Source organism: Synechococcus sp. RS9902, from assembly GCF_014279635.1.
In the GTDB taxonomy this organism is placed as follows: domain Bacteria; phylum Cyanobacteriota; class Cyanobacteriia; order PCC-6307; family Cyanobiaceae; genus Parasynechococcus.
On sequence record NZ_CP047949.1, the window covers coordinates 214,400 to 228,273 of the forward strand.

The 13,874-nt window shown below is 44.3% G+C and carries 5 protein-coding genes; 2 read left to right on the plus strand and 3 right to left on the minus strand.

Annotated elements, in window-relative coordinates:
* Window positions 1-11: 11 nt before the first annotated feature.
* Window positions 12-9,752: an Ig-like domain-containing protein gene (locus SynRS9902_RS01045; protein ID WP_186509662.1), complete on the minus strand. Its 9,741-nt coding sequence runs from the start codon at window positions 9,750-9,752 to the stop codon at window positions 12-14.
* A 654-nt stretch (window positions 9,753-10,406) separates the two neighbouring features.
* Between SynRS9902_RS01045 and SynRS9902_RS01050 the strand changes: the two genes are divergently transcribed.
* Window positions 10,407-11,468: a hypothetical protein gene (locus SynRS9902_RS01050; protein WP_186509663.1), complete on the plus strand. Its 1,062-nt coding sequence runs from the start codon at window positions 10,407-10,409 to the stop codon at window positions 11,466-11,468.
* Window positions 11,469-11,498: 30 nt separating this feature from the next.
* Here SynRS9902_RS01050 and SynRS9902_RS13555 read toward each other — a convergent pair whose 3' ends face one another.
* Window positions 11,499-11,780, minus strand: a complete 282-nt coding sequence (locus tag SynRS9902_RS13555; protein WP_255446288.1) for a hypothetical protein — start codon at window positions 11,778-11,780, stop codon at window positions 11,499-11,501.
* Here SynRS9902_RS13555 and SynRS9902_RS01055 point away from each other — a divergent pair.
* Window positions 11,715-12,290, plus strand: coding sequence for an SIMPL domain-containing protein (locus SynRS9902_RS01055; RefSeq protein ID WP_255446256.1), 576 nt, complete (start codon window positions 11,715-11,717; stop codon window positions 12,288-12,290). The two genes, SynRS9902_RS13555 and SynRS9902_RS01055, sit on opposite strands and share 66 nt — an antisense overlap.
* Before the next feature lie 12 nt (window positions 12,291-12,302).
* Here the strand turns inward: SynRS9902_RS01055 and SynRS9902_RS01060 are convergent, their stop codons facing one another.
* Window positions 12,303-13,856, minus strand: a complete 1,554-nt coding sequence (locus tag SynRS9902_RS01060; RefSeq protein WP_186509665.1) for a BCCT family transporter — start codon at window positions 13,854-13,856, stop codon at window positions 12,303-12,305.
* Window positions 13,857-13,874 lie beyond the last annotated feature (18 nt).

A 13,874-nucleotide genomic window follows, 5' to 3' on the forward strand; every position in this document is an offset into this window, starting at 1 on the left:
CACAATATAGTTTAGGGCATCACTGCAGTATATGCTGCTCGATAACTTAAATCAAAAAGATACTCGTTGAATTCAATTTGATTGTTTGGTGAGAAAGGATTCCTTTCTGGACAAGTTGTAAGGGATCTATAACTTCGATAACCTCCCATACCATCTACATCTGCGAAAGTAATTTCGTTATTATATTCATCGTTTTCAAATCGCAATTTTGTGAGCGCTACGTTTTCTAGAGCGAGAGAATTATTTGAATTGTGACTGTCCATTCTAAAATCTGGCACCTCTCTAGAATCTCGAGAATATAAAGATTCTCTCTCGCGAGATAAAGATTTAAAGCCCAAACCAGACAAACCGCTCATTAATCTATTCAATTGATTTTGTGTTAGAAATTCGTCTAGTAAATAGGGCTTTGGGTTCTTCGTATCTTTAAAGTGCGTTATAATATCATTGGAAAGACGGTTGCTTTCCCAACATTTTTCGCATATCCCGGACGATTTTGATAAAAATGTTTTCAAGCTAGATTTGTTAATTTTGAGCGGTAATTTAGTTTTATTGTCTAGCTTAACTCCTGTAATGAAAAGTTTATGATGCCTGCTTGATTCACTGTAGTATTCGGAAGTTTCTTCACGATACTTATTTACTTCATCATGAATTGATGTCCCCATAATTCGGTTCCCGCTGTAGATATATTCATCAGTTCGTGGGAGGAAGCTCTGCAACTTGCCCCCAGCTTTTACATATTGATCATCTAAGTTTCCGTAGGAGAGGTTCAACTCATCTTTTTCGTATTTAAAAAAGTTTTGAATCGTTATCGAGTTGGCAAAAGAGTGATTAAAGAAGATTCCTTCTTCTTGTGGGTTTTCATAATTTAAAGTTAGATCAGCTACAATCAAATTATTTCCACGTTTGATGAAATCCAAGTACATTGTCGGCTCGCCATACACAAGAATAATATCATCCTTTAATTTAGTAATTTCATCGGATTTGAGGAAATAATGCTTGCCATTGTGAAAGTCAAATGTATGAGTTTCCAGGTTCTCTGTTGGTTCAATAACTTGTGCCGAGGTAGTCAATGCCAAATCTAATCCTCTTTTTGAGAGAGGTATATTTTTCACATTTTGAATTTCTCTGCACGCGCTAGATCGACTTGGAAGTGACACAGGAACATCGTAAACTTTTTTAGTCTTCAAACCAAATACACTTCTATTCTCATCTGATTTTGAAAATATGTTTATGTAATCACTGCTTTGTACATAATTCACGGCTTCTCTTAAAGATTCAGATGTTTCTGAAGAGCTGTTTTGAATGGCATGGTCAATATGATGAACGGTTGTCACATCTTTTCCGTGTGAGTGCCCTTCTTTGGCAAAAATATATTCTAATTGTTTTGTTGGCTGGCTTTTAAGGTCAGTACTTCCAATAATTTTCGTGCCGTTATCAAAAATATACTCCACATATTCGCCATCACCTATAGATTTTTTTGCACCATTTGGATTGGATGCTGGTGTGCTCAAAATGCTGTAATTATTTAATTGCGCCCCTTGTTGATTTGTATTCATCAGCATGATATAACCTTTATCTCTGAAGAAATCTACAAGGCGTATAGTTGAAATTATTGTATCTAAATCTGGGCCAGACTCAAGGTATAGAATTAGATCATTGTTCTCGTACGCATATTGCATTGGCGTATGTTGATTGTCGATACTGAGAGGTCCGAAGTTGTAAAGAATATCGATGATATCGCCGTTCAATTCGTCTGGGGAGGTGCCTGCGTGAATAATTGTATGTTTAGCTGGGAGTTTGATTTTGTAGTTATCAAGCCCTAATCCGCCGTTAAGGACATTGAATTTTCCCATCGCCATTAATACATCATTTCCATATCCTCCGAGGATGCGATTTACTTCACCTTTTCCACTAATTATTATGTCGTCATGCGAGGATCCAAATAGATTCATTGATGTATTGTGCTTTTCTGCATTGAATATCACATTGGTATTGCTTGATGATAATGAATAATTTAACAAATCACGATAATCTGCCAGAAAGTAGCTTTTATCTATCTCTGTATTCCCTGAGGAAACTCCATTCAATCTAGGTGTTAGGTATGACATGTCTATTTTTTCTCCTTTGTTTCTTTTCTCAGAAACAGTTGAAAGATTCGATCTAGAGAGGTTAAGCAAATAGTATTCAATGCTATCTGCAATTATTCCTAGTTTTGATTTATCTACAATCTGAGAGTTCATCGCGTTCTCAGTTGCTCGATCATCAATAACTCCTGCTATTGCGGCTGTGACCAAGCTTGAGAATATTTGTTCTTGCTTGTTAAGGCTGTGAAGTTCACGTAAGTGGTCGATACTCTTTGAATCCACTTCTAGTACATCAATACCAGATCCTCCCTGAATAATAATTGGTGCAATTGTATTACTTTGATCTTCACTCCCTTTAGTTTCCTCCGTTTTTTTCTGGTGTGACATTAAAGATTGAAACTTTATGTGGTCACCTCCCGCTCCCAAGGAGATGACCTCAGGAGTCACCCCAGTATTTTTATTATTTGATGATATGAATACATAATCAGAACCTCTACCCGTAAAAACTTGCTTTAGTCCACGTCCCAAATTCATAATTGTATCATCACCATCTAAGGTATTGAGCATTCTCACGACATCACTACCCGTTAAATCAACGAAGTCTTTTTGGTTCGTGGTTGTAAGGATTTCAACGCTTTGAAGGCGATCTTTAATATCAGTATCTGCTTTTAGTTTATCGACTATTGTTTCAGGGAATTGGATTCTATTCCGGCGTTTGTCACTTTCTCGTATTTCGACTTCGCTTATCTTTTGCTTAAATATACTTGCTCCTTCGCGAATTGTTTTCTGAACCCCAATTGTATTTGCGTCTTCCGCAAATACTCTAACACCACTCAGTTTGTATAGATTGTCTTCCAGACGTGGTGACGCATAACTTGCGGCATCGCTATCATTTTTATCCTCAAAGATGACTTCTACTTCACTTGTATTTCCGAAGAATGTATCATTTCCGGAGCCTCCCAATATCTTTAGTTTAATAGGTTCTTCCCTTCCGCCTTTTTCTTTTTGAGCAAATGACACCCATTGGTCGTCGAATGAGAAAGTCGTGTCTACGTTATTGTAATTTTTGTTTTTATTTTTTTTGTCATCGTTAAAATCTTTAAAGGTCCATCCTTCCAGTTTTTCAAACTTTAATTTTTTCACCCATGTTATTTTGTCGCCATCCGCCTTTTCGAAATTAGTTTTGAGTGCTTTCCCATTAGGTGACAATGGCAAAACAAACTTTGTTAGTCTTCTGGGGTTTGTCTTTCCGGTTTTTTCAACTTTTTCGAGATTTACGGTTGAAGTCGCGGGTTCTGCAATGGTCTTGTCGATGTTCCACTGCCCTTTTGTTGATTTATTTTTAGAGTCAAAGAAAGTTTTTGCTGAGTTGTCCAGGTCTTCGCCTATTCTCCCATGAGCTGCTATTTCTAATGCCTCTGCGGAATCACTCAGGGAGTATCCAATAACAACGTTGTCGTAGGAACCACCGGCTGGTTCAAAGTATTGATCAACCATTTTTTCATTATCTCCCCTGACCTCATTTCTTGCTTCATCTCTCCATTGATCAAAGACTTTTTGGACACCTTTTGCACCTCCTCCACCTTTTTCTCTAAGAGTCTCTTTCAACTCTTCTGCGGCTTTTGCAATTTCCCCTTGTTCTACTGCCAGTAGGATTCCATGGACTGCGGCTTGGACGGCAGCGAGAGCTATTGCCGCTGGCAATCCAACACCACTTGCTGCAAGTGCGGCTCCTGCCAACGATAACCCTGCATCTACTCCAGTCCTGACCCCATAATGTGTCTTTTCACGATTTAGAGAGTCCTGAAGGTGCTTGACAAGAATTTTGGATGCTTCATTCTTTTTAGGATCACGATCATCAATTGTATCTTGCATTTGTGTGAACGCGTCCCACTGCTGTGGATCAATTACCGAGGCAGCAGCTGCCAAAACCCCAAATAATGGACCTGCTTTCCCAAGCACCTTAATAGCGGTGGATCCGCCCAATCTTGCACCTAATGCTGCACCTTGAAGTGATCCTTTAGCCGCCAAGTGTGCAGCATTTTGTGCAGCCATTCTCGCAGCTACTTCCCCTGCCCCAGCCAGAACATCAAACGTTAATTCAGTTGCCCTCGCTGCTACAGCTCCAGCATTAGCTTCCTCTGATTTAGAACATTCTCCCTTCTCAACTTTTTCTTTTAGATCTTTTTTTGATACATTTAGGCAACTTGAAAGGCTTGCTATGTCGACTCCTAATGCTCCGATTGTCACTGCGCTTGAGATCGCTTCTAGACCTGCTCCAATCTGAGAAAACCCTTTTTTATATAAGTTTTTCTCAACTCCATTTATTTCCTTTCGTACTAAGCGTGTGTGGTTGGGATTTAATTTTTGTATTGGTTTAGCAACAGCTGGTATTCCAACTGTTGCAATTAAATCTAAAGCAGACCCTGTGAGCAGTAGTATTTCTTTAGCTGTTACCTCCTCGTTTTGATTCACAAGCGAGTTAATTTGGTAAATATCTGTCCCCAACGCTGCAATGCCGCCTATGCCTGCCCATGCTTTATAGAAGGTAGATCCATTACTCAACCCATCCCAAAAGAGCCTGCTCGAACTCGTGAAAGTATTTTTATTGTTCGCAACTGTTTTTAATCGCAAGACCTCATCCACACCTATGCTGCTTTGAAGTTCAAGATCATCAATGTGACGTATTAATACATTTTGCTCGTTTATCCGACTTCTCAATTTGTTTTCAAGGCTTTCTAGCTTTGATTTTTCTTTCTTTATTGCTTTTGCTGTGACTCGTCCCTGCCTTTTTTTATTTTTATAATAGCTAATATTTCTCTTTGTTCGCCTAATGCCTATTTCTAGGCGATGAATTTCTCTTAGCTGCTGCTTTTCTTTCCTTTTATCCTTCGATAAAATTGGTTTTATGCTATTCCTCTGTTGCTCTAGTTCACTGTTTATTTGCATATAGCTGCTTTTGCTATTTATGTCATTTATCGCCCTCTTGGTGTTGGATTTCAACACGCCTCTTGACAATAAGTCGTTTTCTGCTTCGGCTAACAAGTTCCTGATTTCGTTCTCCTCGATGCCGAGATGTTGAATAAGAAGACTGTGCCGTGCAATTAGTTTAGAATCGTCTATATTGTTGTTATCTGGAAGCAATGATTTTAGGATACTGATTAAGTTTTTGTTGTATCTTTGGCGTTGATAAGAGTCAATGATATTCATTGCTTCCTGAAACTGCTCTGTTATTCCTGCAGTAAACGCAAAGGCCGAATATAGTTTTTCATGGATCTCTTCTTCAACCCCTGTAAAGTTGTCCTGATTAACAATATTGATCAGGTTGCCTATTAGTTTTGTTGAATATCTTCCGGTTGACCATTTGTATTGTGCGACTTTTGTATAACCTGCATTAACATCACGAGTATATTCAACATGTCCGCTGGGAAGCATATGCCCAGGCTTGACAATTGCTTCATCTAGTTTCGTTATTAGCCGACTTGTTTTTGGAGAGGTGATATATTCTCTTGCTTTTTTCAAATTAGCAGCATAAGCCTCTTTTGAAACGCCAAACTCTTCTGTTTTTTGATTATCTATTTCAATGCTGTCCAATACAGCATATAACTCCAAAGGATTGGCGCCTACTTCTGCTAATGGTTGATATATACTGGTATCATTAATATTAATTTTAATCATCTCGTCGTTGAATACGTTGCCTGCAATGTCTACATATTTAATCTGTAATTCATGCGCTCCAGGAGGAAGCTCGGCTCCTGTGATTGTCCAGTCGTATCCCTTGTTGGCTTTTTGCTGATTCTGTGCATTGATTGTGCTTGTATGGCCTATGATTGTGTCTCCATCAAGTAGATAAATATCCATTTCTTCTTTGACCACCCCTGAAAAAATTGGCCTTCCATAGTTTGTTTTGTTTGTAAATACCAAAGGCCTCCAAACTTTATCTGTAATCTTTTCAGCAATATCTTTGCTCAGAGGAATTATTATCTTGTCAACATTTCCTTCTCTTACCGCCTCATCTTCATTGAATAAACCTAGATAATCACCATTGCTTGTAAACATCCAGTACTGTCCATTTTTCGCTCCTTCTTTTTCATTCTGGTCAATCAGAATTTCTAACTGTTCTTTTTCTGGGTTGAAAATCGTAAGTAAGTCTGGATGCGACGACGTTCCAATCGGGTAATAATAGGAGCGGTGATGTTGCTCACCAATTAGACTTTCAAGTCTTGCTATTTTTACTGTCTCGTCGACGACTACCTCGACATCGCTTTTTGAAGTTGTTATATTACCGGCGATGTCAGTTGCTTTGTAAGAAGTGTCGTATTGCCCTTCTGCCATCTTCTCTGCTGGTTGAGCACTTACGTTGCCTTCTTTGTCTACTAATCCACTAAATAAGATTGTAACGCCGGTATTTCTTTCTACGCATTTAAATTCTACGTTTGTCCCTTCAAATTTTGGGCTAAACGAAAGCTGAAAAACCGGTCTTCTGTTCTTTGTATGAATATTTATTCGTCCTTTGGTCCCATCTGCGATTGATAATTCTCGTTCAATCTTTTCGAAAACCCTGATTTGTCCGTTACCACTATTGACGGAGTGGGCCATCACTTGATTGTTTTTTGTTGAAGCGACTCCATCACCCAACTCATTCGCTTGATCTTGTTCTACCGTTTTTGAATCAAGTCTTTTTTCTTCCTTTCCCTTGATTGATCTTGTCAAACGACCTTCTATTTTCTCGTTCAAGTCTACTGTTAGTTCAGTGATTTTCTTGTTCAACGCATTTCTTTTTAAATTCAGATTACTCCCAATAATTAGTGTTTTGTTGTCTAAAAAGTCAAGTGTTTTCCCTAGGTTCAACGTTACACTTGTAGAGTGCTGATCTACTGCTAATTCAAATGTACTTTTTAAGTTCTCATTTTCTTTGATCGTCCAAATCCCGTCGGTTCCCTTTCTAAATATACTGACGTTTCCTCTACCTATCATCTTATTCGTGTCTTGATTCGGCGAGCCTACAGCTAGAGTTTTGCCATCGGGTGACAGAGCGATGGCTGCTCCAAATTCCCCATTATTGGTCGGGCCGTAAATTGTTTCTCCTACTAAATTCCACTTGTTTCCTTTCAGTTCATAAAGGTCAACAGATCCCCTTGTATCAAGCTCTTTTCTTTTTCCTGGCGAACCAACTGCTATCAACTTCACGTTATTAGCTAACGAAATGGCGGCACCAGTTTGATCAGATGGAAATTCACCAAAAATTGAATTTCCGATTTGCTTGAAAGATTTATCTTTTACAATTCCAACAGGACTTGAATGAGATACTCCCAGTACGTAGCTATGCTCCTGAGAGCGTTTTTTATTTCTATTTTCTCCAATCCAAGCAATATCAACGTAGCTCACTCCCTCAAATTCTGTTTTTAATGTTACGTCCCATTGCCCATCTGGTTTTATCTCTACTTCAATAATTCTTTGTCCAATTTGGTCTTGTTGGTCACTTTCACTGATTTCTAACCACTCTCCATTGTCAAGTTCGATTGCAGTGATAATATTTTCACTGGGTTTATTTGACCAGCGTAGTTCTATCTTCGCCCCAGGTTCATAATACGATCTTCCTGATATTCTTGTTTTTTCTTCTTTGCTTTGTAGGAGTATTTTTTCATTTCTTTCACCTGCGTTCGTATCTATTTTCTCAATTCGACTGATTTTTTGCCCATTAACTGTCTGTATTGATGGCTGCAGGTCGATTTCAATTTCCCTTTTCTCTAAGGAACTTTTGTTTCCGACCTCATCAAATGTATTGATTTCTACCCACCAGTCTTTGCTTGGATCCATTTGGTTGGTTTCTACTAGTACTTCCCACATGCCTTCAGGGTTATCGACAGTTATCAATTCCCCTTCCAATCTCTCGTTTTCGTTGTCTCTATTTATGAGGTTTACTTGTATTTGCTTGGCCCATATTTGCCCACCATCTCGTCTACTTGGCTTTGCAATGCCATTGATATGAATTAAATCACCATGATTGAAACTTAGTGTTGTGTGTTGGTTGTTATTTCCAGGTTTTTTTTGAGCTAGTTCGCCTGAAATCTTTGTGTCAAGACTTATGTCTGGCCCAATTTCTATGATATCTAAGTATCTATCGGCAGATCGGTCTGACGTTGGTATGTTCAATTCATCAACAATTGTTGCTGTTACGGACCATCGGCATTGTATGCAAGCATTATCATCACTTACAAGTGGATCTTCCTCTTCGAATGTGTACGACCATCTGCCATTCAAATCTGGCTTAATTAATTTCACTTTTTTTTGCGTGCCATCCATTTTTATTGTGGTCAGCCGAATATTCTGCTCTGGCACCAAAGTGATTCCACTAAATGTTGGATATCTATTGTTGATTGCATTTGGATCTCTTCCTTGAACTTCTTCTATATTTAGAGTAATTGCTTCGCTAAAAATACCGTCTTCATTTAGGTCTTGCCAAGATCTTGATTCGAGTAGTTTGAATTCGGAAGTTCCTTCCTCATAAATGCTCTTCCTGCCAGTTAATCCCCAGTCTTGATTTAGTTCCCATGCCTCATATTCGTGGAATTTCCCGCCTACGATGAGATAGTTCTTGCTTTCTATTTTTTCTATACCTAGAAGCGTCTTGCCATCTAGGGGCCCTGTTCTTTTTTTGAGTTGTTTCCCGTCTTCTCCGTATATTGGCTTAGGTTTTGAATCAAATGGAAATTCAGTAAACTGCTGACGGTAGAGCATATCTGTCTTCTCGCCGATAAACAGATGGATATACCCGTCTGGATCGATAGCTGTTTTCTTTTCACCAATATGTGCATCGATGTCTAAGTCTTTATCGAATAATTCTTCTACTTCGTCGTGTTTGTTGCTATTTTTATCCGTTATCTTTTCTATTGTACGTAGTTTTCCATTTTTTCTAAATATCCATTTCTCTAACTCCTGTGTTGAGTCCAATCTGCTCCATAGTAATACCATGTTGGTGTCTAGCGTTGTTTCAATCCCTATTATTTTTTTGTTATTTCTGTTTTCTTCGCTGATCAAGTTTATTTTTGTTCCGTCCTCGTATCTAAGTTCTATTAAATTTTCGTGTGTCTGTGTCTCTTCTTTCCCTATTGCGTATAAGTCATTATCACCTGAGTCTCTATACAAGAGGGTGTTTCCTTCGTTTTCAATTGCAGCATAGATATTCTCGTCTATCTGCTGTTTCCTTCCGATATACCCATCCATATTTAGGTCTTTATTCTCTAGTATTTCTAGGTCTTCAACCGGTAACAGATGTTCTGTTTCATACGTTTCGATCTTGTCCGTCAAGTTATGCTTTTCGTCGAGATGTATCAGTGCGTAACCAAATCCTTCGTCGACGCCTGTTTCGATTTGAACGAGTAATTTTCTGGTGTTTTCTGTCTCTCCAACTGCCAGTATTTTGGCATTGAACCATCCTAGTGTTGAGACAGCAGCTTGAGATCCGTCTGGAGCAAGTAATGGATATATTTCCTCAAATATACCTTCTCTGGCATTCTCCTCTTTGTAGAGCAAGCCCTCAATTATCCAAATTCTTATGTTGTCCCCTTTAATGACTTCCATCGCTTTTTTTATGTATTTTAATTCTACTCCTCTTTTTTGGGGTAAGCGTGTCTCTATTATGATTTCGTAGTATGTTGGGCTCATGTCTTTTCTTTTTTCTCCATGTGTTGTTATTCGTTGATACGTTTACCCCTTTTTTGAGGTTTTATTTTGCTTAGTAGATTTTCGCTTTTCTATTCTGCGGGGTTTCTCTTTGTCTTTTGTTATTGGCTCGTGATGGGTCTTTTGATTTGATTTTTTGGTGTATATCTTTTACTTTTCGTGTTTTGATTGTTATTATTTGCGGGATACTGTAATTGTGTTTTCGGCTGCGGGCATTCTATTGGGTTAGTTCGTTCTATGCTCTTAATTGTGTTTTTCGCTCCTGGTTCATGTGAATTTTTGTTCCGCTGCAACGTGGCCTATTGATTTTATTGGTCTCTCCTCCGCGGCGGTTGGATTTTTGTTCTGCTTAGGGCCTTGCCTTCTCTAGAATTGTTATTCTGCTGATCCTGGCTCCTCGTGAGTTCAGAACATCTGATTTGATTGTTTCGATCGGCCGGGATTTGATTTTTTTCTGATCTTTGCGGTCTGCTTCTTCTCCTTTCGGCTTGTATTTCTCTTGCATTTGACTGCTTTGATCTTTGTGCTTTTGTGTGCTAGTTGTTTTGATCTGTGTCGCCCCATTTTCAGGGGGAATGTTTTGTCTTTATTCATGTCACGATTCCTGTTAGATTAGCTCGTAAAGCGAATTGAACTGTGTCAGAAGAATTTTTCCGGACGCAGATCAATCGTGACGAGCGGATGCTGTGGATCCATGCCGGTCCCCACAAGGCAGCCAGCAGTTATGTCACAGAGCGGCTTCGACAAAACCGTGAGCATCTGTCCGTTCAAGGTGTCTTGATGGATGGTGATAACAACCGTCTTGCTAATGCCATTGCTGAAAGGAACTATGGCCCTGTCGAGGAGGCTCTTGCCACGCTTCCTTCCCATTTGAACAGGGTTTTGCTCAGCAGTTCTTCTTTGGATGATCGGATTCTCAGTCGAACTGTTTTGGGAAAATTACAGGCTCTGGTTGAGCGGCAAGGATTTAAGCTAGGCGTCAGTTATTTTGTTCGAGATCAGCAGTCTTGGTTGAATTCTGTTTACGCGCACCGGGTGCGAAGGTTTCGTGAAACCCCTGATTTTGCGCAATATTGTGATTACATCATGCACGATTCAGAATCGTGGAATATTGCTTATCCATCCAAGTTCCGTGTGTTGAGTCGCTTCCCTGCGATTGCGACCTTGTTTCTGCCGTTGTCAAGGCAGGTTGCAATCACGGACCCTTTTCTGGCCCTTGTTGAAGCCCTTGATCTGGATACGCCTGCGGGTGAACAGGGTTGGCTTGCGGGCCGTCCCTCCAAGCAGAACATCCAGCCTGGGGCACGGGGGATCTGGATGTCGGCCATCTGCCGTCGCTTGATGGTGGAAACGGGTTTTGACCCGGAAGTGCTGAAGCGGAAGGGCAAGGTCATCCGTGATCTCGCCATTGAGCTCGGTTGGGACCGGGAGAAATTTGATGGCTTCGATCAACCGCTTCAAGACCGCGTCTCGGCCTTTTACGCCAGCTCCAACGAAGCGTTTGCCCAAGAGCACTGGGGCGTCAGTTGGACCAGCCTTTTCCCGCTGCGGCCTGCTGCGCAACGGGTGTACGCGGGTCCTCAAACCGAGGCGGAGCGCAAGGAGATGCGAACTCTCATGGTTCGTGTACTGCGGGAGTTGCGCTTCCCCTGGTGGTTGCGGCGTCGTTTCTTTGCTCTGTACGACGCCGCCATCTGAGCCCAACCGTTTCATCCTTTTGCTTTTTGGTCAGTCACGGCTTGACACAGGCCGGTCATGGTTGAGCAGGGTTTGTCGCTCCAAGCTCGCCAGCATGGAGATCCCAACAGAAGGCTCGGCATGACTTCTCGACTCTTGGGCGCTGACAAGGTCGTCGCTCACGTTCTGTTGGGGATCAGTGTTTTGACGCCATCCCCGCTGCTGGCTGGAGAGCGTGCTTGCAATGGAACTCTGCTGCAGATCCAGGTGAATGAGCGTGGAACGAGCCGAAGCGATCACTTTCGCTTTTCGCTCGGGCTCGATGCTGAACATGCCAGTAAGGACGCTGAGATGAGCGCCCTTAACGCCCGTTTGGCGAAGGTGCGTCAGGTGATTCAGCCCTTGGTGATGGGGCGGCTCAAGATTCCTGCACCCCGCAGCTACGCCGTTGGTGGCGGTACGTCGGGACCACGGCTGGAGCGGGCGCGCACCACCATCATCGGCGAGGTCAGCCGTGACGATTACGACGCGCTGATCCAGGCCGCCGGTCGCTTGCCCGGAGTGCGACTGCAGGGAATGACGTCCTTGGCATCGAGCGAGAGCCGTGCCTCATTGGCGGATCAGTTGCTGAAACAAGCCCTGGAGACGGGGCAACGTCTCGCCCAGGCCACAGCCCGGGCTCTCGGTCTGCGCAAGGTGGAGCTGTTGCTGATTGACCAGCGGGGGTCGATTCATCGACCCATGCAGATGGCTGCGCGCATGGGGGAAGCAGGCTTCAGGCCTGGGGAGGCTCCCAAGCCCAGACAGAGCCTCACCCTCAAACTGAACTACTGCCTGCGTTGATGGGCATCGGGATCACTGCGGCGTGACCGTGGTGCGCCGCCATTCCTTCCAGGCCAGGCGAGGCGCCGTCCAGAGCGTGAACAGCACCAGCGGGGTGACCGGCACCGCGGTGATCACGATGAAGGCCTGCAGGGCATCGATCGAGGTGCTGTCCCCCAGGCCCGAGCCGATGCGCAGCAGCACCAAGGTGAGGCTGCCGATCATCAAGGCCCAGAACAATCGCAGCAAGGCCGGCGGCTCGTTGCGGCCGCTCACCACCATGGCCGCGGCGTAACTCATTGAGTCGGCGCTGGTGCACATGAACAGCACCACCAGCACCAGGCCGACCGGAATCAGCAGACCGGCCAGTGGGAGTTGGCTGAGGATCGTGAGTAGGGCAGTGGCGGCTCCGTTCTGGGCCAGGGCTTCGCTGATGCCGCCCCCTGCCAATTCGAGATGCAATCCGGTGCCCCCCAGCAGGGTGAACCAAAGGTTGGTCACGATCGGGCAGAGGATGCCCACCGCCAGCACTAGTTCACGGATGCTGCGGCCGCGGCTGACGCCGGCGGTGAACAGCCCCATCAAGGGCGCATAGCCGAGGAACCAGCCCCAGTAGAACACCGTCCAACCGTTCACCCAGTTCGCCGGCACGGCATTGGGCGTGAGGGCCATCTGCGGCAGGTGGATCAGGTAGGTGATGAAGCCGCTGAAGAAGTGCTGCATCAGCCAGAGGCCCGGGCCCAAAAGCAGCAGGCCCGCCGCCAGGGCCAGGGTGAGCCACACATTGAGTTCCGACAGCCACTTGATGCCCTTCTGAATGCCGCTGACGGTGGAGGTCGCGAAGACGGCGGTCAGCAGCACCACCACCAGGGATTGCAAGCCGGCACTGTCGCTGAGCCAGGGCAGTTGCCCTGCGGCATTGCTGAGCTGCAGCGAGAGGAAACCCAAGGGGCCAACCGTGCCGGCGATGGCGGCCACCACAGACAACCCATCCGCCAGGTGACCGAGCGGACCATCCACCCAGCTGCGCGGCACGATGTTCACCAGCAGGGTGCGGGGACGCAGGGGTTCACCGCGTCGCTCCAGGATCGAGAAGGTGATCGTGGTGGTGGTGGCCACCAGGGCCCAGGCGAGGAAGCCCCAATGCAGAAAACTCACCGCCAGGGCGGGATCCACTGCTGCGGCTGTGCTGCCCTCGACCCCCGCAAACACCGGTGATGGGGTCTGGAAGTGATACAGCGGTTCGGCTGCCGACCAGAACACACCACCCCCCGCCAGCAGGGTGCAGATCAGCACTGCGCACCAGTCGAAGAATTTGAGACTGGGCTTGCTCTCCGCGCCTCCAAGCCGGAGTTTGCCGACTGGGCTGATGGCCAGGATCAGCGCGATCAGAAACAGCAGCACCACCATCCACTGCCAGACCCCGCCGAGGGCATCACTGATCACGGCTTTGCCGTTGTCGGTTAATTGCTTGGCCAGCGCCAGGTTGATGGCCGACACCAGCAGAAAGATCAGCAGTGGAGCAGCCCCCACCCAGAGGGGGGGCTGGCGCCACCAGGAGCGCTGGTTCGCGGGGGTGTCAGACATCGGAGGAGGGGTGAGGGG

Excerpts from the sequence above, each read along its gene's own strand:
- SynRS9902_RS01045 (WP_186509662.1), bottom strand. The coding sequence starts at position 9,752 with ATGAGCCCAACATACTACGAAATCATAATAGAGACACGCTTACCCCAA.
- SynRS9902_RS13555 (WP_255446288.1), bottom strand. The coding sequence starts at position 11,780 with ATGTTCAGCATCGAGCCCGAGCGAAAAGCGAAAGTGATCGCTTCGGCT.
- SynRS9902_RS01060 (WP_186509665.1), bottom strand. The coding sequence starts at position 13,856 with ATGTCTGACACCCCCGCGAACCAGCGCTCCTGGTGGCGCCAGCCCCCC.